This is a genomic window from Nocardia sp. CA-084685 (assembly GCF_050955785.1).
Classification (GTDB): Bacteria; Actinomycetota; Actinomycetes; order Mycobacteriales; family Mycobacteriaceae; genus Nocardia.
Window position 1 is genome coordinate 5,728,649 of record NZ_CP192094.1, and the last position, 25,318, is coordinate 5,753,966.

The 25,318-nt window shown below is 65.9% G+C and carries 1 protein-coding gene; it reads right to left on the minus strand.

All coding sequences use genetic code 11. The annotated features are described in order from the left end of the window. Positions 1 to 259 precede the first annotated feature (259 nt). Entirely contained in the window at positions 260 to 25,315 is a 25,056-nt protein-coding gene (locus tag ACQP2U_RS25515) for a helix-turn-helix domain-containing protein (protein ID WP_433709810.1), read from the minus strand. Positions 25,316 to 25,318: the final 3 nt, after the last annotated feature.

Below are 25,318 nucleotides of genomic sequence, written 5' to 3' on the forward strand. Positions count from 1 at the left end.
GCACGTCGCGCATCGTCTCGAGATTCGATTCGCCGCAGATCACTACGGTGCCGACGGTGCCCGTGACCGATTCGTGCGTCAGCACCTTCTTCGCCGCCCGCCCGCCCTCCCGTGCACGACCAACTGCCGCCCGGGACGGAGCCGGGCGCCCGTAACCGCATCGCCACACAATACCTATCCCTGGCCAAGCGGTGACCATCTCTCCCGGAGAACACCAGCACCCTGACCGGCCGTTCCGGGTTCTCCCCCTACGGCCACCTCAGTCGATATCTCGATCGCCGTTGCCGTCGGCGTATCGCCCGCGCTCGGAGTCGATGGGTCGTCGCCCGACCACCCCGCCGCCAGCTCGACGGCGATCCACTGAAGCGACGGTGTCGCCGCGTCCTGCGGTGATTTGCGCGACGTTGGCCAGCGCCTCGGTGGGCAGCCCGGTCGCCGGGTCGCGGTGCAGATAGCCCTGATGCGTGGCCTCGACGCCGGCGAAGTTCGGCGAGTCGGGGAACTCGGCGGGAATACGTTTGCCGCGGAATGCCTCGGTGGCGGGATCGATGCCGAGGCCGAGCCACACGATGAGGCGGCTCCACGCGCCGGGCTCGTCCGCTCCGAACATGGTCACCAGATCGCGCCACGATGCGGCGACATAGACATTGTCGGCGCCGATGCCCAGCTCTGCGGCATCGCGAACCGAGGCCGCTCCCGGCGAGCCCGCGGCGATTGCCGAGCGGACCAAGCCGGCGAACCTGCCGAACCTGCCCGCATAGAACATCGTGACCGAACCGTAGCTGTGCCCGTAGATCCGGATGGCAAGCTGGTCGGGGCCGGCGGTTCCGGCGAGACTTCTGGTGGCGTGGAATGCCGCGATGTCGCACAGCAACCGGTCCCCGCCGACGCGTGCGCGGCGTCGGAAGGCGGCCTTCGCATAACCGGTGTTCACCGGCCCGGCCGGCGCGTCGTATCCGATCCAGATGATCGACGCCAGCTCGAGCGACGGATCGACCCGCAGCGTCTCCTCATACAGGTTACGCAGCGGCTTGAACTGATAGGCCAACGAGGAGGACGTCGTATTCGTCCCAGGCACGTGCCAATTCACCGTGTGCGCGGTGTCCACATTGCCGAGCGCGACGACGGCCTTCCCTTTGCCGCGGAAGGCGGTCGAATCGTAGGACAGGACATGCACCGGCGGACTGCCCGGTACCTCCGTGGCCTGTCGGTCCAACTCTCGCAAGTGATTTCGGGTGCGGATCAGGTTGCCGAGCTGCTTCCTCTCAGCGTCGGTGAGGCCGGTCCGCGTCCAGTTGAGCAGCCTCTGGTCCGCTGGCTTGCGGGCTAGGAACTCGCCGAGATCGCGGCTGATCGACAGCCGGTTGGCGTGGTCGCGGATCGTGGCGGGAAGGCCGTCGGCGTTGCCGATCCGGTGTGGGTAGACCTGGATCAGTGCCTGTTGCGCAGCGCTCAACGCACCTGGTTCGGCGGGGTCGCGCAGCGAGTTCCACCACTCGCCGTTCTCGGTCGCGCGGCGTCGTGCGGACCACGCTGGCCGGCGATACCCCCAACGCAGCAACCTATCCGCGTTGTCGAAGCCGCCGGCACGTAGCGCCTCGTCGGCCAGCCGCTGCTGTTCGTCATCGAAACCGTGATCCGCAGGCAACGAGCGCCAGTAGCCGCTCGCGTCGTCGGGCACGGAGTCCTCCGGATGCCCTGGTTCCTCGGACGAGGCGGCCGCTGGATGGGTGCCGCCGGGGACGATGGGGCCGCCTACACCTGGCTCGTCAGCAGGCAGCCCGTCCTGGTGCAATCGGCCGTCGGATCGATCCGCAGTCGCCGACGAGGAACCTCGACGGACCCGCCTGGACCGTTTGCCCGACTCCGGCGGGGCCTGCCGGTCCATCCAATTCAAGACCGCGTCCAGACATTCGTCCGCCGAGTACGTTTCGTATTCCACGAGATGGGGCCTGCGCTGGAATCCGCTCTCGTCGATACCGTTTTCGTCTACGGCCGGAGTTCCCGCACGGGTCGCGATCCACCCCGCGACGTGCCGGACGATGTCGACCGCACGCAAGGCTCGCACGGAACCGTCGGGTTCGAAGGTGGCAGGCGACGTCGTCGGTGCGAACCGGTTGACCAGGAGTTGGCGTTCGGCGGCGGTGAGTTGGTCGAGCGCTGTGTGCAAGTCAGCGGGACTGGCCTCGGCCAGCGCTGTGGCCGACAGCGCCATGGACCGGTGGTGTGCGGCCGCAACGGTGCTCACCCATCGCTGAGCCGCGATGAGCGCCATACTGCGGATCATTGGTGTACCCGCTCTCACTCGCAGCTGGTGTAGCGCCCCTCGATGAGTCGAACTGAGCCCTTGGACAGCGGATTCCATCTGCTCTGGGCTTGCCTCGGCCAGCAGTTGTCGCGGATCCGGCTGGTCGGCACTCATCAAGGCGGCGTACATGGCCGCTCGGAAACGGTCGAACTCCGATGTCGTGGACGGCAGGTCGCCAAGTTGGCGTGCCGCAACCTGCCGTGCCTGCTCATTTCTGATCTTGCGGCGGAGACTGCTCAGGTTCGCCTGCACATCGAGCACGGAAATATCCAGTGCCGCCGCTACCTCCTCGTGTGTCATACCCTGTTGCACCCGAGCGAGAACTTTGGTCTCGCGGAGGGTGAGCTGGAATGTGCTCGGCGGATTGTCGGCGGGCCGCTCGGGGATGGGCGACGGATATGCGCGGTGTTGGTGGGCTGGGTGTGGTTCGTCGATTCCCTTCCGCGACCAGGGCGTGGTCCGTCCAGGTGTGGGTTGCCGTGTGGTCTCGTCGTGTTCGTGTGGCCTGCTGCCGATCAGTCCACTCGAACCATCCGAATCCGGCTCTACAGGTGCGGGCAGATCGACCTCGAGATCCGGCGTGACCCGCGGCGGACGCCCCGTGGTCACGTACTCGTGGATCGCCCACTGCGGCGACCCGACCGCCGCGCCATGAATGTCCGCCTCCGCGAACCCGACAGCGAGCGCTTCCAGGTCGTTGAATACGGTCTTGGCTTCGTTACCGAAGGCGTACTCCGGCAGTCGAGCGAACCAGGTCCACCAGTGCTCGTCGATCAGGCCGAGACTCGACAGCTGTGAATGGGTCTGCGAGAGCACTTGTTGCAGATTTTTCGACAGCCCCTCCATGGCGTCGATCGCGTGCACGAACTCGTGCACGGCGTCGTGATGAAATGGCCTGTCGCCGACCGGATTCAGGCCGAACTCGAGCAACCGGATCCCGCGTTCGACAGCCTCTGTCGGCCTGGCCGCATCACGCAGGCTGAACTGCATGCTCCGCCCCGCCGTCGCGGGGTCCGCATCGTAGGACGTTCTGGCGCTGGTGCCCTCGGAGTCGGTGTAGTCGATGCGCAGTTCGCGAATGTTGGTACGGCCCGGGAACCTGGTGAGCATCTCATCCAACCCACCGAGAATCTCCTCGACAACATGAGCAGGCACATCCGGATGATCGAATCCGGCCATAGCCACATGCGGATACATCAGGGTGAATGCCTCGACCAACCGCGCCTTGGCCCGCGCCGCTTTATCGAGCCCCGCGCGATGCCTTATCTCGCCCCAGGTAAGCCCGGCATGCCGCTCAACCTGCGCCAACGCGACCATATACCTGCCATGGATATCGAATAGCACCTCTCGATGTTGCTTGGGCATCGGAAAATTCGAGATCCACTCTTCGAGGTAGGACACCGCCTCCCGAATGGCCGCGACATCCCACGTCGGCATAGCGTGGTCCAGCCACACCTCACGGCCGTCGACCCGCCGCACGAACGATGACGCGAACACACCGGCGGGCGTCGCGTCGACGTCGGATCGGGCACGTCCGCCCATCACCTGGTTGTCGGCCACACTCCACTCGCGCGCCGTCCGGTGAGTCCTGGTCACCGCATCGAATAGGCCGAGCATTGTGGCCGAGGACGAGCCGAGAACCTCCGGGTCCACACCCTCGACACTGTTCCCCGGTCGGCCCGGGGTGAGCTCCCGATAAATGCGGTCATCTTCCAGGTTCAGCATCGCGTGGGCGACCGGAGCACCCATGATGGCGGCGACCTCGGTCTGCAACACCTGCACAAGAGCGTCTATCGGATCGGCATAGGTTTCCATGAACACCCGCAGGCCATTGTCGAACGTCACCTCCTCGACCCGAATCCCTGGCGCCCCCTCTACCACAAAGCGTTCGGCCATACCGGAATTCAGTCCGGCCAGCACCAGCTCCTCGAAACCGGGACCAGCGAACGCGCGCTCCCCAGGCGAGTCCTCGAACGGCCTGCTACCGATCGGCCCGCGCGGACCGCCCTCGTCCGCCGCCGGTCGGTTGCCGACGCGGCCGCCCGGTTCCGGGCTGCCTTCGCCCGGCTCCGTATCGCCGCTTCGCGCGGGTGGTTGATCCGGCTCGGCTCGCGTGGTCCACGGTGTCCGCGGTGCCGGGCTCCGTTCACTCGCCATCACATCCGCGGATCCACGCTCGAGGTCCGGCCGCGAATCGTCCTCATGTGGCCTGCTGCCGATCAGACCACGCGCACGGCCCGAGACCGGACGATCGACATACGGCGGAAGATCGACCTCGAGGTCCGGCGTGACCCGCGGCGGACGCCCGGTGGTCACGTACTCGTGAATCGCCCACTGCGGTGAACCCACCGGCACACCATGAATGTCGGCCTCAGCGAACCCGACAGCAAGCGCCTCGCCGTCGTCGAATACGGTCTTGGCTTCGTTACCGAAGGCGTACCGCGGTAGCCGAGCGAACCAGGTCCACCAGTGCTCGTCGATCAGGCCGAGCCTGGACAATTGTGCATGGGTCCGGCTCAGCACCTGTCGCAGGTTCTCCGAGAGCCCCTCCTTGGCGTCGATCGCATGGATGAATTCGTGGACGGCATCGTGGTGGAATGGTCTGTCGCCGATCGGATTGATCCCGTCCTCACGCGATCGGATGCCCAGTTCGACAAACGGCTCCGGCCTAGCCGCATGGTGCAGACTGAAATGAATCCGCTGGGTTCGCCCCGCCGCCGCTACGCGATCTACATGCCAAGACGTTCTGGCACTGGCTTTCGGATCCCCGAGGTAATCGATCCGGAATTCCCGGATATTGGTCCGGCCGGGGAACCTGGTGAACATCTCGTCCAGCCCACCGAGGATCTCCTCGACGACATGGGCGCGCACATGCGGATGGTCGAACCCCACCATCGTGAGATGCGGATACTTCAGATTGAACACCTCGACCAACCGCGCCTTGGCCTCCGCATCGTCATCGCCCCATTCGTCGTTGAGCCCCGCACGATGCAACAGGTCCCACGGGGTGGGCACAGCGTGCCGTTCGATCTGTGCCAGCGCTGCCAAGTACGCGCGGTGGATGTCGAGCAGCACATCTCGGTGTTTCTCGGGAGCCGGATGGCTTTCGATCCACGATTCGAGGTAGGTCACCCGCTCGCGAATGTCCTCGATCACCCACCTCGGCAGGGCGTTGTCCAACCACACGTCACGGCCATCGAGACGTTTTACGAACTTCGCCGCGAACACACCGGTCGGCGTAGCGTCGACGTCGGATCGGGCGCGCCCGCCCATCACGTGGTCATACGGGTCGATACTCCACTCTCGCCCGGTTCGATTCGTCCTGGTCATTGCGTCGAACAGGCCGAGTAGCACCGCCGAGGACGAGTCCAGAATCTCCGGAGGCAAGACATCGAACTCGTGCCCGGGCCGCCCGTGGGGCGTGAGTTCCCGATAAACGCGGTCGTCGTCCAGGTTCAGCATCGCGTGGGCGACCGGAGCACCCATGACAGCGGCGACCTTGGCCTGCAACACCTGGATGTCCGCTTTTATCGGGTCGGAATATGTCTCCGCGAACACCCGCAAGCCGTTGCTGAACGTTACTTCCTCGACCTTCAGCCCCGGCGCATCCTCCACCACGAACCGTTCCGCGATACCGGAATCCAGGCCCGCCAGCACCAACTCCTCGAACCCGGGACCAGCGAACGCCCGCTCACCAGGCGAATCCTCGAACGGCCTGCTGCCGACGAAACCGCGCTCACCCCCCACCGGTCGGTTGCCGCTGAGGCCCCCCGGGGTCGGCCCGCCCTCGCCCGGCCCGGGATCAGTGCTCCGTACCGGCAGCTGATCCTGCGCCGCCACCACCTCGCCCGTCGGAGTGAGCGTGGCCAGATCCCGCTCGAGCCGCAACTCCTTGATCCGCGCAGCATCCGAGTGCGAATCGTCCTCATATGGCCTGCTACCGATCAGATCACTCGGACCTCCACCTTCACCCCCGGTCCGTCGGCTGTCGGTGCCATCCGGTTCGGCATCGCCGCCGCGTATTGTCGGCTGATCCGGCTCAGCCTTCATCTGGTTCCCCGGTATCGGATCCTGTTCGCTCGCGGTCACCTCGGCGGAACCATGCGGATCGAACACAGAACGTAGCCGCGCGACACACTCGGCGAGAACCTCACCCGCCGACGCGACCGTCAACCCCAACCGCGCGGCCACGTCGGCCAACGGCTCACCCTCCACCAGATGCAGCATCACCAACCGCTCAGCGGTATCAGGTTCAGCCAAATCCGCCAGCGCAGCGCGAACTGTCGTCACGAAATCGGTATCGGAAAACCCTGTAGTAGCAGCCGGATCGGCTACGTCTCGACTCAGCTGTCCGTCTTTGCCCTGGACCGGCGCATTCAATTGCGCGGCGGGCCGAGCCAGAATCTCCCGCGCCAATACGACATCGGCCACCGGGTAACTCACCGCGCGCGCAATCGCCGCATCGTCGTGCACCTCGCCCGCGGCAACCATCCGGTCGATCTGCGCTCTTACTGTGCTGACTTTCTTCAGGGTGGGATTGTCGAGATCCGGGAACGTGCGCGCGAGATGGTATCGGAGAATTGCTCTCCTACCGCCGCCCCAGGCATGGGCGGTGAACGACGCCGAGGGGACGTGGCTGTCGATCGCGCTCAGAATCCCCATCCACGCGGCCTGCACCGCCTCATCGCGGATATCTGGAGATTCACGCCGCGCCAACGCATCCGGAACCCACGCAACCGTGGCGCAAATCTCGTCCCGGATCGTCTTCTCCTCAGATGAACCCACCCGGCTGACCACATATCGATGGAAAAGAGCCACTTCCTCCCGGTCACCGGAACGCTCATAGCGACCCGCATAGAATTGCTCGACCGCCTCCAGCAACACATCACCACCCACACCCAACGCCCCACAGAGCTGCCGCAATCTCCGCACCGGCGGAAAACGCGTTCCGAGTTCGACGGCGGAAATGTAGGGCTGGGACATCCACGCCCGACGCGCAAGCTCTTTCTGCGTCATCCCGCGCTCGAGTCGCAGCTCCTTGATCCAACCACCCAGCAATGTGTGCGGAGGGGGATTGATAGCGAGGTCTGGATAGAAGTGGCGGGTGGCGGCCCGTAGGAGTTCGTCACCGACCCCCAGCACGTCGCAGATCCGCCGGAACAGCGCGAATTCCGGCCTGTTCCTTCCGGATTCGATATGAGACAGATCCGAGCTGGACCCGATCGCCTTCGCAACCTCGCTTCCGGACATGCCCTGATCGTGTCGCAGCGCCATGAACCAGCTACCGGGTAACGCGGGATCGTGCGCGGCGGGATCGATATCGGGATTGACACCTCGATAGAAATGGCGAAAGGCGGCGGCGAGTACTTCCGGCGCAACTTCCAGCGCCCGGCAGATCTGACGGAAGACCATGAGTTTTGGAGTGCGTCCGCGCTCGATTCGACCGACAGATTGTTCCGGTATGCCCGCGGTCCGGGCCAGCTCGGCCTGAGACATGTCCCGGTCATAGCGCAACGCCGCAATCCAACTTCCGGGCAACCGCGGGTTGTGCGCGGCGGGATCGAGACCGAACACGATATCCCGATAGAACTCGCGAGCCGCCTCCGCCAGCGCTTGCTGCCCTACCTCCAGAACTCGCGCAATCCGCAAGAACAGACCAGGCAGCGGGTACACGCCATTCTCTATTTCCGTGATGCTCGTCGGCGCTATATCGACTGCGCGTGCGAGATCCGCCCTGGTCATGCCCTTGCTGTTACGAAGAGCCGCCACCCAGCTACCCAGCGAATCATGGTCGGCCACAGCGGTTCCCACCTCGACGTCCCGATAGAATCTCCGGATAGCGTCGGTCACAGCCTCGCCATCGAGCCCGAGTGCCCGGCAGATCTGCTGAAAGTTGCCGAGCCGTGGCTTCGATTTCCCGCTCTCGATAGTGGACAGCGCGCTATTCGTCAGACCCACGGCTTGCGCGAGCTGTTTCTGCGTCATCCCCCGCTCGAGTCGCAACGCCTTGATCCACGCACCCCGCGCGGCATCCGAGTGCGAATCGTCCGCATATGGCCTGCTGCCGATCAGCCCACCGGGAACGCCGTCGCCATCCTCGGGATCACTGGTCCATACCGGCAGTTGATCCTGCTGCGCCACCTCGGCACCTGCAGTGAGCGCACCCGGACCCCGATCACTCGCGGTCACCTCGCCCGCTCTCCCCGAGTCGAACGCATCGCGCAGCCGCGCAACAGCATCGGCGAACACCTCAGCTGCGGTCGTGACCGGTAACGCCACTCGTTGAGCAACCTCGGCCAAGGGGACGCCGTCTACCAGATGGAGCATCACCAACCGCTCCGTGTCATCAGGATCAGCCGTATCAGCTAGCGCGGCGCGAATCATCATCGCGAAATCGGTATCGGAAGCCCCTGCGGAGGCAACCCGATCGACCATTTCCTGATGCAATCCGTCCGTCCCCCCGATCGGAGCATCCAGTTGTACGGTGGTCCGAGTCAAAATCTCCCGCGCCAGCATGACATCGGCCATTTTCAATCGTGTCGCGCGGGCAATCTCCGTGTTGTCGAGAGTTACACCAGCAGCAACCATCCTCGCCATGTGTGCTCTCACCGCGTTGACTTTCCGCACGGTGCGATTGTTCAGAGCTGGGAACTGATGCTTGGAGCGGTATCGGGAAATTGCTCTGCTACCGCTCGCCCAGGCATACGGGGCGAACGACGCGGAGGGGAGGTGGTTGTCGATCGCGCTCAGAATCCCCAGCCACGCGGCCTGCCCCGCCTCGTCTCGGGTATCCGGAGACTCACGAAGCGCCAACGCATTCCGAACCCAAGCGAACCTCTTGCAGATCTCGTCCCGGACTTCCCTCTCCTCCGGCGAACCCACCCTGCTCACGACATATCGATTGAACAGATCTACTTCATATCGATCAGCGGACGGCCCGAAACGACCCCGATCGTAGAATCGCTCGACAGCCTCCAGCAACACATCACCACCGACTCCCAACGCCGCACAGAGCTGCCGAAACTTCCTCAACCTCGGACGAAAACGTTGGTTTTCGATCTGGGAAATGGAGTCCCGAGGCATCCGCGCTCGGCGCGCAAGCTCGCCGCCCGACATACCTGTGTCATTGCGCAGCGCCGCAATCCAGCTTCCGGGCAACCCGGGGCTGTGCGCAGCAGGTTCGATATCGAGATTGATATCCGAATAGAAGTGACGCATGGCGGCCCGCAGCAGTTCGTCACCGACCCCCAGCACATCACAGATTCGCCGGAATACCGCGAACCTCGGCCTGTGCCTTCCGGATTCGATCCGGTAGAGATGGCCCGCACCGGAACCGATCGCCTTCGCGACCTCGCTCTGGGACATCTCCCGGTCATGCCGCAGCGCCACGAACCAACTACCAGGCGACGCGGCATCGTGCGCGGCCGGGTCGGTATCGAGGTTGAGATCCCGATAGAAATGGCGCGCGGCGGCAGCGAGTACTTCCGGCGCAACTCCCAGTGCCTGGCAGATCCGCCAGAAGACGAACGAATTCGGAGAGTGACCGCCCTCGATTCGGCTGGCAGATGTTTCCGATATGCCCGCGATCCGTGCCAACTCGGCGCTGGACATGTCCTGGTCATAGCGCAGCGCCGCAATCCAACTTCCGGGCAACCCAGAGTCGTGCGCGGTGGGGTCGAGGTCGAACTCGATGTCCCGATAGAACTCGCTAACCGCGTCCGCCAGCGCTTGCTGCTCTACCCCCAGAACTCGCGCAATCCGCAAGAAGAGGCCGGGGCGTGGACGCTCCCGGTTGTTCTCGTAGACCCCGATGCGCACAGGGTCCACACCGACCGCGTGCGCAAGGACCGACTGGGTCATACCTTTGCTGATACGAACAGCGCGCACCCAGTCACCAGGCAACTGATGGGCAGCTGCACCGGTATCCAGCGGGACATCCGAATAGAACTGTCGGACAGCGGCGTTCAGCGCGTCATCGTCGAGCCCGAGTGCTCGGCAGATCCGTTGAAAGGAGCCGATCCTCGGCTTCCGCTGCCCGCTCTCGATTGCGGGCAATGCGCTGTTCGCCAGGCCCGCCGCTTGCGTGAGCTGCTTCCGCGTCAAACCCCGCTCGAGCCGCAACGCCTTGATCCACTCCCCCCGCGCAACATCCAACTGAGGACCAGGCTCCGCACCTGGCCTGCTACCGATCAGTCCATCCGGACCTCCGTTACGGCCCAATGCCGATCGGTTGTCGAATCGCTGGCCATCCTCGGCGCGGGATCGCGCGACCGCGCCACTGTCATCGTCGGATTCCGTGCCGGTCGTCAGGGGGTCCAGCGACGGTTCGAACTCGATGCGGGCGCCGCTGATGACGGCCTCGCGCACCGCGGCATCGGATTCCATCGCAGCGGCCACAGCGAGTATCCGCAGATAGTCTTCCTCCTCCCCGCGCGCCACCACATGTCCGGCCTCGAGCGACACCCGGGTCCGGGACGGTGGCGTCGCCGGGCGAACGTGCGGGTCGGTGTTGCGTGCGGCGTGCACGAGCATCCTTGCGCTGTTTTCGCGGGTGTACGGCCGCATCAGTCCCTGCAACCCGCGGGCCGCCGCCCACGCGCCCGGCAGGTCGTCGAGTACCGAGCCGAGTCCGGCCACCCAATTGTCGATCGGCACCTGGGCACCGAGGGACTGTTCGACCAGGTTGAATCGTTGCGCCAGGTCGCCGTAGTCCGCCAGTTCGGCAAGGAAACGGCCCACTCCGCTGGACGACGGGACCGCGACCGGCACACCTTGCTCTATCGCCTCGGCAGCGACCCCGCCGAATCCCTCAGCACGCGACGGCATCACCACAATGGTCGCCGCGCGGATATCGTCGCGCAGCTTCACACGGCTCGTTGTATATGGCCGCACCTCGACCGCATCCGGGTCACCAACCAGCCGAGCCAACGTGGCGTGGGCCGCTTCGACGCCGCGTTTCGGGTAGCCCCGCACCACCAGCCGCACGTCACGCCCCTGCGCGCGCAGCCGCTTCACCACCTCGGCGGTCTCCGCAGCACCCTTCAGCTCGTCATCCACACGGCCGAACAGCAGAATCCACGCCGGGTCACCGGGTGCGGGCTCCGGTGGCTGCTCGGCTATCTCCAGACCCGGCTGTAGTTCGTGCACCGAACCATGCCCCGCCATGACAGCCGCCGACAGCGCATCAGTGGCCAGCACCGGACCCAGACCAGTCACCAGATGAGCGCGCCGCGCCAAGTAGATGCGGGCCGCGACCTTGGCGCGACCGCGTTCCGGACTGTGTCCGAGGGTGGACCACATCATCGGAGTGAGGTGGTGGACACTCACGAGTTTCGCAGCGGGATACCGGATCTCGGCCGCCAGCGCCGCACGGACGCCGCGGTCCTCGGCATGCACGATTACCAGATCCACCGACTGCGGCAAGTCGTCCATGTCCCCGTCGTACAGCTTGGGCCCACCCGTCCCGGAGATGGAGCCGCGGCCACCGTAGATCTTCACACCGGGAATTCGGGAACCCGCCGCGTTCTCGTCCACCCAAACGATCACCTCATGCCCGGCCTCCGCCAGCCCCTGACACAGCGCCCGGTTCACCGTGGACATTCCGGTCCCGCCCCGCCCCCAATTGGTGCAGCACACCAAGATTCGCTGCCTGGTGAGGTCGAGCCGAACCCGATGCCGGATCTGGCCGTCCGGCAAAGGATCGGGGGTGTCGACGTCGATGCGGCCGTCCACGTCGGATAGCTCGCGGCGCAATTCTTCAGCCGTCACACCGGGATCGGGATCGGTGGCGTCCGGTCGGGTGTAGTCCAACTGGGCGACCAATCGACGCCGACCGTCGGCATCCTGGGACGAGGTCATGACGAACACGGCGTCGTCCCCGGCCCGGGGCAGGACGAGTTCCACGAGACGCGCCACCGAATCGGTGATGTCCTCGCGCGCCCGCGCGGGGCCCGATTCTGGCAGCCGTGCGGCGACGGTGTCAGCGAGGGTGCCGGGATCCGATACGTCCGCGCCCGGCCCGACGACCAACTGCCAGCGAAAACCGCTGTACTCCTCCCGCATCTCGGCCGCGTGCAGCCGAGCGTCACGATAGGCATCCAGCGGCGAATATCTCGGGTCGATCGCCAACCGGTCGGCGATCTCCCGTGCCTTCACGGCGTGGTCGCGGCGCAGGTCCCGGTTCGCCAGCAGCCATCCCTCCGGCGGCCGGTATCCGCTGTCGGGGTGGGCGAAGCCGGCGCGGTCACGCAGGCGGTCGGTGAGGGCTTGGCGCTCGGCGAAATCATTGCGCCAGTCGGACACGACCCATTGAACGACCGCGTCGGGCTCCGACAACGTCTGCAGGTCCGCGGCGGCCACCCACCCGGCAACGCGCATCGCCGTCCCGAACTCGCCGACAGTGATCTCCTCCCAGCGCTGCCGCAACTCATCCACGGCCGCGGGCGACGCCATGGTCTGGGTCCCGGTCCGCCCATCGAACCCGATGCCGCTCACCGCGAATCCGAACACCCGTGCAGCGCTCGCGGCACAACCGTGCGCCATGGCGCGGGCGTGCAGCAGTTCCGCCGAACTCACCGTGTCCTGGCGCCGCGGATTGCCGCCGTGCCGCCCGCCGCGGTCGGCGAGAGTGCTCCAGACGCCTGCGACCATCGCCGCCATGATCTCGTCGAGGTCGGCGCCCTGCAGCAGGCCGTTGTCCAGGATGTGGCGCAGGCCCTGGGCGATCGGCATCCTGTCGCCGTGCCGGTTCGCCGCGCCGGGCTCCCGCAGCTCGACAGTGGCGTCGTCGCGGCGGGCGTCGTCGTGAATGTCATCGGAGCGACCGGTGTCCGGACCCCCATACAGCATCCGGTGGATGAACAGTCCCTCGGCCGCCAGTCGTACCCCGCGTCGGATATCCGGATCGGCGAACTGCTCCGGCGGCACCCGCGAGCCGAGGATCTCGGTCACCTCGTCGATCTCGCGCCCGATCACCGCCACGGGCAAGGGCCGAGACGCCGGGTCCAGCAGGTCATCGGTGCTCCAGTCGGCCACTACGTCCCCCGGTAGGCCCCGCTCGTGCATCGGCCTGTCCGGATTCTCCGAGGGCCGGCTGCCGATCCGATCATCGGGCTCGTGGTGTCGCTGCTCGTCCGCCGTACTGGTCGACCCGACGAGGTACGTGCATTCGGAGACGTCGTAGCCGTTGAATGTTGTGTTCGACGGATCGACCCGGATCGGAGTCAGTGTGGCCAGCGTTTCGGCCAGGTGCCGGTACAGCACAGGGCGATTCGTTGCCGCGCCACCGCAGTGGTCGTCTATGACGATCGCGAGGCGACGTCCTCGGGCCGCGGCGATGCCGTGCGCCCAGTCGGTGAATTTACGGTAGAAGTCGGTGACGGAGACGTGGTTGATGTACGTCTCCTGCGGATTGAGACCGCGGATGAGGAGAAGGGGCTCACCGGATTCGCTGGTGGTCTCGATGAGCAAGGCCGCTCCCGCCAGTGCGGTGCGCGCCGGGTCGTCGGGATTGCGGACCATGATGACCGCCGTCATATTCGGCATCGCCTCGGCGACCGAACGATAGCTACCTGCCCAACAGGCACTGGCGATATGCCCGGAAAGTTCCAGCAGCGGCCCCCGCGCGGGAACGAACCGCAGCCGGGTGGTATCGCTCGAGACTCCGACGCCCTGGGTGCGTGCTATCGCTTCGTCCAGCGCCGCGACACTCGTCATCCGCCGAAACGTGCGGGCACCCTGCCGATGAGAGAAATAATGTGCGAATACCTCTTGATTGGTGATGTGCTCCACAAATTCCCGGACAAGAGTGATGTCCTCCAGCGTCGGTTCGCCTGCCCCGATATGGTGCAACCGATCGGCCCATTCCGGATACCGCTGCATCGCCCAGGCAAAACAGATTACGCGCAGGTCATCGTGTAACTCGCCGACACGAGCCAACCGCTGAAAATTATTTTCGAAATCCTTGAGTGAACGTAGCACCGGAAATTGGTTCGCGGCCTCACCTTTGGTCGCGACGAGCTCTTTCAACTCATGTGCACGGGTCACTATATTCCGACCCGCCACCTCATTCATGGGTGAGCCGTCGGCGAGCCTGCCCGAAGCGATGGAGTTCTCCAATGTGCCGATATGTTCGGCAATGTCGCGTCCGAGCTTATCGAGCAGATGGGTGATCGGCCGCCGCGTGTCCGTCAAGGCCGAGCGCGCGTCTTGCAGATTCTTCGCCAGTCGGGCGAAACGTGTCAGCAGATCCTCGGTCCATTGCGGACCCGACTCACTGTCGCGAGTCCGCAGCTTCGCGACTTCGACCACACCGCTGGGCCGGTATTCGCCGGGAATCGGTGTGATGCCGCCTTCTGCCGTCGCCTGCTCGTGGTAGCGGAGCATTTTACGCAGCGACGTTATGTCGTGTGGCCCCCACTGGGACGACTGATAATGGGCGACGTCGATCAGCAACCGGGCGAGGAACTCCGAAGACTGCACCTTCGCCAGACTCTCGGCCGATATATCAGCACCTTTTACCTCGGTGAGGAAGGAACGCGCAATATCCTTCAATTCACCGAGGACCGCCTCGCCCGAACCGCGCAAGCCGAGTACGCTTCGCTCGGCACTGTCCGCACCGTCTGTCAGCACAGTGCGAAGGCAACGGGCGAACTCCGGTGTCACCTCGCGGACGAACTCCATCGCCGCGCGAATCGTGGGTGGCCGCTGACCGACCGGCAGCTCACCGACCCGGTCCACATAACAGGCGAATTCGGGACCGCTCGGACCTCGGATGTAGAGGTCCTCAACCTCGCGCAACCGTTGCGCGGTGAACGCCACCTCCGCCCGCACATCATCCGGGATATGTGCGATTTGACGGGTCAGCAGAAACACGTCCGCGAACTGCCGACGGACCGCGCCTGGGGAGAGATCATCGAGAGAGGCGAGCACATCCCAGGCTCGATCGGTTCCCGGCGGATTCCTAGACACATACCCGTTGAACATCTCGAGCAGACGCATATCCACAGCACCGGCCGGAATTTCCGCGACTCGGCGCAACTCCCGTCCGACGGAGTCGAGATCGGCCGCGATCGCTCTCGACATCCTTCGCTTGAAATAGGGTGCGAAACCAGAGTTGTTCGTGTCGATCTTCCGCAAAGCGTCGCCAATCTCGGGTCTCGCCAAGAATTCGACTCCGGCGACGATTGTGTCGCCATCCCAGTGAATGGAGTCCACCATTCCGAGCAGGATGCTGTGCGCCATGGGAGTCGAAATCACGTCCAGGATATCGAGATCGGCGGCGAGGCTGATCTGAGTCTGCTGTCTGTGGACGTATAGGTCGAGGATATCGCCGCCGTCCAGGTCGGCGTTGAGTTCGGCGAACATCCTAGTGCGCTCGAATTCGTCCGCGAACGCGCGAAAGAAGTGGACTATTTGTGGGTGCTCGCTCTCCGGCCGTCCGGCCAGCCTGTTGACAAGGAGTTCGATAGCGTCCGTGCTCAGCGACAGGCGGGATCCGAGCCGCGCGAGTTCCCCCGCGGTATCCGTCGGCGGGACAGCCGGATCGAACGCATCCAGCGCGGACGAGAGGTTTTCCCGGAACCACCCGTGCATCATGCGCTCGGCATCGCCGTACTCGAGTTCACCACGGGTCAGCCAGCGGGCAGCGGTGATGTACTTCGCGCTGACACCCGCAACGGTCTGCTCGGACGCATCGACCACCACCAGACCGGCTTCGGTGATCTTCGACGGACCCGCGACAGGCATGTCCAACGCCACCGCCTCGAGTGCGGACGGCAGCCTCCACGGGTTCCGCTGACCGGCGCGGAACGCCTCCTTGACCACCAGGAACCGCTCGACTCCCGTGGCATCGACATGCCGGGCCAGCACGTCGGCGGTCGGTGACCGGACGCCGGGGAAATGGTGATCGAGAAGCTCGATGATGTCCTCGCCTGAGGGACCGCCCGTGAGCAGAGTGTCAGGGGGAGCGCCGAAGACTCGGGCCAGTTCGTCGTCCAACTGTTGGGTGCGGGCAGCGAGGCTGGTCTCGTGGTGGTGTGCCTGGTCGGTGACGCGGGCGATCTCGGTGAGGTCGTGGAACGCCCGCGCCCATCTCGTGATGTTCCCATCGTCAGAGAAATACTGGTACTCCTCCAACTCGTGGTTGGTCAGCTGCGCTGGGTCGCGGCCGATGGCGGCACGAAGTTCCGCCGTCGCCGTATCGAGCAGGTTGTCCAGCCGGGTTCGGCCGGTCGAGCCGGGACGGACGTCGAACCACACCAGCCCCTGAAAGTCGCAGGTTTTCTGGAGATCGGCGGTGTCAATCGCGTCCAGTGCATTCTCATGGACTTCCAGCTCGGCGGTCAGCGACTCCAGGCGGTTCGCCAACGCCCGCCGAATCCTGGCCGCGTCGTCAATCGGTTCATCGTGTCGCGCGATGGCACGGCGCTGCTCATCGGCGCTGAGCCGCACAGCCAGCTCGTCGAAACAACCGAGACGCCAGGCCAGCAACGCGACGCGGTCGGCGCTCTCGAGGACCCGCAGGCTCACCGCGAACCGTTCCGCGGCGGCGAGCACCACCCCGGGTGCCTGGCGGTCGGCGCCGTCGACGCTGGTCCATCCCATCCGATCATCGGCGTACAGGCCGTGTTCGGCGCTGCCGTCGCCCTTCGGATTTCGCAGCACGCGGCGCTCATTGAGCTGTGCCCACACCTGCCGCGGCTGCGAGTCGACGGCAAGCTCGTCGGGACGTAGCCCCAGCAACTCCGCCAGCCGGTACCGATCGACGATCTGGCGGTTCGCCCACGAGGGCAGCACCGGCGAACCCGGCCGCAGCGCCGTCGACAATGGCTCCCCGAACCGGGCACTCAGCCAGTTCCCCGCGACATCGTGGTGCTGCCTGGTGCGCTGCCGGTAACGCTCGTACGCCGATCCCGATCCGCCTTCGGTCGGCCGCGCTCCGATCAGGCCGGCTGGGAAGTCCTCGCCGCGCACACCTGCCGATTCGCCGTCGACCAGCGGCCGCTCCGGGCCGTCAGGTCCTAGGACGATCCCGAATCCGGTGTCCCACTTGCCCATCCAGCGGGACGGGTCGAACGGTGGCCAGTCGCGGGTGAGAGCGGCTCGTGCTGCGGCACCCGGCTCGACGCTGTGTGGATTGACCTGGTTCAGATCGATCTGCACAAGACGGTCGTCGCCATTCTTACGGACCAGCACCAGATCCACGCCGCCGCCGTAGTCCCGTGCCGGGTTCTCGACGGCCAGCAGGGCGAACGCACCCGGTCTACGTGCCAGATGCGTCGCCACGTCTTCGGGCCTATCGAACACCGCCGACCAGTCGGCGCCCACCCTGGCCGCGAATTCTTCGCCGGGCGCACCGACAGGGAAATCAGGACCCGCCGTTGCCTCGACGAGGTGCACCGGATGGTCCGGTATCAGATATTTAACCAACCACAGCATTTCGGACACGATGTCGCGGCGTTCGCCTTCCAGAAGACGGACCAGAGCACTCCCATCCGCGGCGGAATCGACCACCTTGTCGTGGTAGAACGCCCGCGTGGCGGTGATGTCGGCCAGGTCTGTCAGCCTTCGATGCTCGGCGTCGGAGTCGGTTTCACCGGACACGAAGATCACGACGGCCCGACGGTGCCCCGATCCGAATCGCCGGTCCGAGGTGAAGTCGTCGACAACCCGAGCAACGTCGGCGCCCAGCAGATCGGCGGTGCCCGAATCGACAATGTGCCGATCGGTGATGTCGTCGACGTCCGGCACCAGATCCGGGTCTCCCACGGTGAGCACCAGGTATCCGTTGTCCGGGTCGAATGCCCACAGGTACACCTCGGGTTGCCCTGACATCAGGCCGGCGCGCTCGTCGGTACGGGTCAGTACAGCGCCGACGGTCTCGAGGTAGGCCAGTCGCCGCCGTCGGTCCGCGTCCACGTTCTCCCAGCTGTCGCGCAGCCGCGCCACCTCGTGGTCGAGCCGGGCGCGGCACGCCCGGTTGCGCCACCGCGCTGGGATTCCCGGCAGCTGTGAGGTCAGGTCCTGCCGTTGTCGCGCGAGTGCCGCCCGTTGTGGCCAATCCGTGCGGAGATATGCCGCGGACGAGATGTCACGGTCTGCCCCGTCGGTGATCACCGATCTGAACCGGCTGCGGACCTGCTCGTCCCTGCGACGTCGCGCCAGGTCCTGATCGTCGGGAATTCGGCGCTTCGCGTGGACGTGGACGGTTCCCAGGTTCTCCGATCGAACCCGGGAGTTGCCTGAATCATCCTGTTCGACAATGGGTTTCAGTTGATGGATAGCGTATCCGGTGCTGCGGAGCTCGCTGCGCAGCTCGAGGTTGTGCAGCAACATGTCGGTCACCGCGTCGTCGTGCCAGCCGTCCTCGGCGATCACGACGACAGTGTGTCCGGGCAACAGGACGGTGTTCGGTGTCACCTGTCGGGCGCCGGGATTGCGGCGCACCACGTCGGTGGCGACCGCGGCGATGGCGGAGTGGTCGCGTGCATCCTGTTCGGCCCACCATTGCGGGACCCACGTGGCCAACCGCTCGATCTTGGCGATCTGTATCTCGACCTGCCCGCGCCTGCTCGACCAGTCAGCGGGATTCTGGGTGGTGCCCGGATCGGACATTTGGCGGTCTATCTCCGCGCTTTCCAGGGCAGCCTCATCGCGCAGGTAAGCGATCTCGGACGACCAGCCCGCTCGATCCAACATCTCCGGAAGGCTGATCCCCATGAGGCGTGCCCCGAGGCGGCAGCGCATCTCCCACAGGCGGCTCGGTCGTACGAACGTCACCACGACTTGCTCGTAGTAGCCGGGGTCGCCGACCGTGTGGTCGATGAGGACCTCGGTAAATCCTCTCCGGCCCGCCATCTTTCCGGTGAACGTGGCGCGCGCCGCGTCCTCGGGTGACAGTTTTTCCCGGATGCCCGCATTGAACGTGGCGAGATTGTCGGCGATCATCTTGTTGTTCTGGACCCAGAAACCCTCGATTCCGTGGACGATGTCGCCGACCTCGTCCCACCCGTCGTCGAACATCACCCCGCCACGCGGCGTGCCTTCGGCGGCCACGATGGTGTAGCGCATGATTCCGGCGCGGTTGACCTTGTTGGATATGCCGACGTAGACCCCTCTGTCGTTGACGCTGTCGGCAACCTCGTAGGAATTCCGATACTCGTCGACCGGCGCGTAGTCGACCAGCCATTCCATCAGCTGGTAGATAGTGCGCGCATGCCAGATTCCGAAGCCCTCGTTCTCGAACTCGGCGCCGAGTTCGACCAACCGACGCCACAAGGGCAGGAGTTCGGCGAACGGCTCGTCGCCGACAAGGCGGAGCGCGAGCTCGCCGACCGTCGAGAAGTGCCTGGCAAGCGGACCGAGCTGGGATGCCAACCAGCGGAAATCGGGGCTATTGCCTTGCGCTGCCCACTGCCTCGGATCGGCGGTGAGCAGCTGCGGGATCGCCACTGCGAACTCGCGCCACGACCCCTGGCGGTCTCCCGGCGCATCCGCCATAGGCCTGCTGCCGATGGACCCAGCGGTGCTTTCGTGTGGGCGGCTGCCGGCCTGATCATCCGGTGCCCGTGTACCACCGGTACCGAGCGGGCGGCTGCCGATGCGGGCGGGTTCGGCCGACGGGGAAATGTCCGACTTGTGGGGCGTGTGCGCGTTGGTCCGCGACGGCAGATCAGGTGTGCCGTAGTCATTTACCGGCCGGCCCGGCTGTATCGAGTTGATTTCCCGCACCAGCTCTGCACTGACCTCGACGTCCTGAGACGGGGGCAGGGTTTCGGTGGTGGTGGTGGTGGTGCGGTGCGACCTGGCGACAAGGTGACCGTCGGCGTCGAAGTCGATGGTCTCGAATCTGCGTTGGTCCGGGGACAGTCTGTCGATGAACTTTTGCTGTTCGTCTCGCCAGTCATCGAACGGGACGGCCTTATTCAGCAGCGTGCGGCGGCTCCGGAGGTCTTTCGGGTCGTAGTCGGTGTTGTTTCCGCCGTCTCGGGAGGCAGCCAGGTCGACGACGACCAGTTTCGGACGCTCACCCGGCTTGCTGTCGTTGACCAACAGCACCATGTGGTTGTCGGCAGCGGTGCTGCCTTGGTCCTGGGTGTCCTTCCATTTGTAGACCAGGACTGCGATGCCTCCCGGCCGGGCTTTCAGCGATTCGGCCACCTTCTCCAGTGATCCGGCATTCTCGAGTGGGGCGCCGAACACCTCCTCGACAACGTCACGGCCGTGGCCGGCCAGTACGTTGGACAGCGGCTCGAAGCGGCGTGCGGTCAACACCCGCATGCCGGTCACCGCATTGTTGACGCAGCTGTTGGGGCTGCGGCGGTGGATCCGCACTACCAGGTCGAGCAGGGCCGCGGTGGCCAGATAGTGCGATGCTGCGGCGATAACCTCCTCCCCCACGGGGCTATCGGCTACCGGGTCCCCGGTCGCTGGGTCGTCGACGACGGCAGCGGCCTCCGAGTCGCCCGGTGTCGCCGGGCGCTCGGCTACTCGATTCACCGATTCGGAGTGCATTGGCGGGGAAGCGGCGGCAGGGGCGACCGGTTGGTGGATGGCCTCGGTGGACCGGTGGTGCTCGACTGCGTCGCCCAGGATGTCGCGGGCTACGGCGGGAGTGATGTCGGAGACGGGGTAACCCAGCGCTTTCGCCAGGTTGGCGCCGGCTTCGGTCAGCGCGGGGTCGATCACGCGCATGCCTTCGGCGCCGTCGATGTCCGCGGTGTCCCAGCCGAGTTCGGCGGCCAGCCGGTCCCGCTGCGGAATCAGCAGGTCCAGTGCCTGCTCATCGGTGAGCTGCGGGTACCGCGCAGCCGTAGCAGGTTCGGTTGCCTCGACCTGTTGGCGCAATGCCTCCACCGCGGCGGACGGCAGACCGGCCTGGACCAGCAACCGGCCCAGCGGATCGCCTGCGCCGTCGTGGTCGAACGCAGCAGCGGCGTCGGCAACGGTCGCCGCCGGAATCCCCAGCAGCCCGGCCAGGCGCGCAGCCTGGTCCGGCTGCTCGAGGTCCGTGCGGTCTGGGAAGTAGCTCGCCTCGGCGGTGGCGAGAACGGCGGCCGGGTTATCGGTGAGGTACGCGTGGTGGCGGATGAAGTCGGCGGTGGCGTGGCGCAGAGCACGCTCTTGCAGCCCGGGCACCAGCGAGCGGAGATTGTCGCCTGCCTCGACCAGGTTGTTGTGGTTTTCGGGGGTGGGGTCAGCGCGGTGGGCTTCGGCGACTTGTTCGTAGCGGACCGCCGCCGCGCGTACGCCGTGCAAATGCATAGCCTTGCGGATCAGCGCATCCTGCGGCGACATCAGCGCCTGCGCGGACCCACGGTCCCCATTGCGGGCGGTGCGGTTCTTGGCCTGCTCATGGATGTAGGACTGCTCGGGGACTTCGGTCATCCACACGAACATGCCGCCCTTGGCCTGCACCGCCTCCGAGACCGCGATATCGACACCACGCTGTCCCTGCCGGTTGATCACCAGGATCTTGCCCTGCTCACCGGCGGCATCGAAGATCTTCTGCAACTTGGCTTCCCAGTCGGCGCCCCACCCGGCGATCCGGTCGGCGTCGACCGCCTCGATCGCCTCTCTCGGCACACCCTGGCGCACCAGCGCCTGCACCTGCCTGTCGACCAGGTCGTTGCGATGACACAAGATTTCCTGGGACCTGCCCCGGCCCCCCTGCCACACTCTGTGCGCGCCTTCGGCGATAGCGCTCAGCTTGACGCGGGTGTTCGCCACCACCTCGGGGGCACCCTCCATCAACCGCTGCTCCCGAGACCGGTCGACCTGGTGCGCCTGCTCCAGTCCGTAGATCTTTTCGAGTACGGGGTTGAGGTCCGCGAGTGTGCCGGAGGCGCCGGTGACCTCATCGAAGAACCGGTCCTCCGCTCGACCGCCCGTGCGATAGATTTCGACGGCGTTGATCTTCTGGGCCGAGTCGGCGTCGGCGCGCACCACGATCTGGTGCTGCTCGGCGCTCATCCTGATGGCTTCGGCCGCCCGGATCTCCTTGGCCTCGACGGCCTGAGCCAGGCTCGCCTTGCCCTGCTCGGCACTCCACCGTGATTCGCTCGAGGTCTTCGGGTTGCGTTGCAGACCGTGTTCGCCCTGATCGATGATGACGATCTTGCCCGCATCCATCACGTAGTGGGTGCTCTTGCGGCAGGTGAACTCAGCGGCAGCGGCCATCTCGAGCCGCGAGGACCCCAACCCTTCCAGCCACGGTTTCCCGCCTGGTAGCGCCTCGACCTTCTCCCTTCCCACCGGCGTCAGTTCCGCCCGACCGTCGTACCAGAACTCGACCTCAGGAGTTCCGTCGGAATATTGACCGACTTCTTCGGTGATTCGGGTGAGACCGAAATCCTCATGCGACAACGTCCCTTTCGCCAGCGCGTCGGCGAGGAAATCGTGTGCGGCGAACACCTCGCGTGCCGTCGCCTCTGGCGCGGCCTGCTCCACCCCTTCCGACCGGAGAAACAGCCTCTCACCACGGTCGATGATCCCGTCCATCTCATCGATCAACGCATGGCGCGGCGGCCGGTGACCGGCGTTGCACAGATGCCCGACGGTTTCGCCGGTGGCCACCACGACCGCGGGCCGACCGTTGGTGACCGGCCCGAAACCGTTCTGCTGGTCGGCGCGGAACACGTCGATCCCGAAATCGCTCAATAGGTGCTGGTATCTGGTGAATTCCCGGTGGGCGAGCCCGTCGGTCGTCGTCACCAGAAGACAGTCACCGTGACGCACTGCCCGCTGCATCGCCGCCGCCATGAACATCAGTGACTTGCCCTCGCCCGGCTTCATCTCGACCGGACGTTTGGCCAGCGCGTGCACTCCCTCCGCCTGCTCGACCCGCAATAGCATCCCGCCTGGCACCGCGTCGCTGATCGTGCCGCGCCGAATGATCTCCGCCGTCGCGATCATCGACTTCTGTGCGTCGTTGTCGAACAATCCGGCCTTCAATACTTCGTCCGGAAGGTTGCACAGTCGCAGCTGCTCCGGAACGTGGTCACCGGAACCGGCGTGGAAGTCGGCCAACAACTCGACCGCCTGATCACGAGCGCTCGGCGACCGCGAACCAGCATTGTCGACCGAATCCGCAGCTGGGCCGGAGGGCACTTCGTCGCCCGTTGCACCCGCCACGACGCTCCGCTCGGCCACGGGAGCGTGGGGAGTGTGCTCCTCCTTTCCTGCGGGAGCGTGCTCTTCTGTCCCCGGCAATCGGTGTTCACCGGCCGCCGTTTCGGGCCCCTCGCCGGTACCAGTGGCCGGGCGAGCATCAACGGAGGTCTCGTGGCGGGTTTCAGCTCCCGCAGCACTCGCCTTCCCGTTGTTGCCGTGCTCGTGATTCCCTGATGATCGGTGTTCACCGGCGGCCGCCGTTTCGGGCCCCTCGCCGGTACCAGTGGCCGGGCGGGCATCAACGGAGGTCTCGTGGCGGGTTTCAGCTCCCGCAGCACTCGCCTTCCCGTTGTTGCCGTGCTCGTGATTCCCTGGTGATCGGTGTTGACCGGCGGCCGGTGTTTCGGCCCCAGTGCCGATCTGACGGGCCGGGGTGCTCGTCGAAACCTTCGGCGACGCCGACGTTTCCCCACCGGCCTCGACCGGTCGCGGCGCTGTCGCATTCGTACGGGAAACCGCTTCGCCCCGCTGCGGGCCCGCCACCGGCGCACCCGTCTCCGAACGCACCGCCGGCGCCGCGGAGTCGAGTCCGACCCGTGCACGGCCAGTCGCGTCATTGTGTGGCATCGAGCCCGATGCCGCGGGCGACCGCGATTCGCCGGACTTGACCGGCGCGGTGTTCCCGTGCGCTCCGTCCGCGGACATCTCCGCCCGTGTGTCCCCGGCAGCCACCGTGTCCGGAGCGGCTGCCCACGCCGCCTTGGCAGCCGCCCACGCCTGCTTCGATTCCGCGGACACTTCGACCGGCGGGAGAGCATGTGTCGGCGACGCGGTGCTGCGCGTGGCCGCGGGCAGGTCGGGCCGGGTGAAAGCCCCTCCGCCGTCGGTGACCGCCGGCGCACTCGATCCCGGGTGAGCGGCGGCGTGCGCGTGCACCATCCCAGCGAAACCGCCGTTGAGCAACGGCGCTAGCACGTGGTCGAAATGGTCCGGCCAACCGGTCACCAATGCCGCCGCACCCAAACCCGTTACCGCGCCCGCGGTGCCATGCACCAACCCGAGCGCCAATCGGCTGCTCTCGATCCGAGGAAACACCTTCGGCGCGACCCGGCCCGCGATCATGCCGCCCAACGCACCACCCGCGCCCGACAAGGCCGCTACTTTGATCGATGTCAGATCGATGCCCGTCGGATTCTCGCCGTCCGGTCCGATCACGGCGAGGGTTCGATCACCTGACCCGACCTGCAGCGCCTGCACGCCCGCCTCGACACCTACCGGCAGCGCCGCGGCCTTACCCAACGTGACAGGCAACCGGAGCGGCCCCAGCGCCGACAGCCGGGCGGCCGTCTTCATCGCACCCGCCCTGAACGCCCGCTCCAGGCCCGCACGCATCACCGCGACACTGCCGCGCCCCTCGACCAGCATCGACTCCACCACCGGCACCGCCGCCACTTCTCCGGCAGGACCAGCCGCGGCCGCACCGGACAGCACACTGAAGATCCGCCACGCCAGCTCGATCCCGAAGACGAACATCACACACAGCGTCTTCTCCGCATCGTTGGCTGCGGCCTGCACCTGATCGGCCAGCGCCAGCGCGTCGTCACTGAGCCTGGCCGCCCCGGCCTGGTGCAAACCCAATGTCGCGCGCAGTCGTTCGCCGAGCACGCCCACCGAATTCTCTTGTGCCAGTAGCTCTTTCGCATCCTTCGAATGATCGTCCAGCGCGGCTGCCTTCGCCCGGAACTCCGCGGCGATCCGGCGCATCCCGGAAATATCGGCACGCGGCAACTCTCCCCCGAACACCACCATCTCGATCGGACGCCGCACCAGATCGGGCAAATCCTCGAACGAGTTGCGCAGCTCCACGACCGGGTTCAGCGGCAACGAACCGTCCACCGG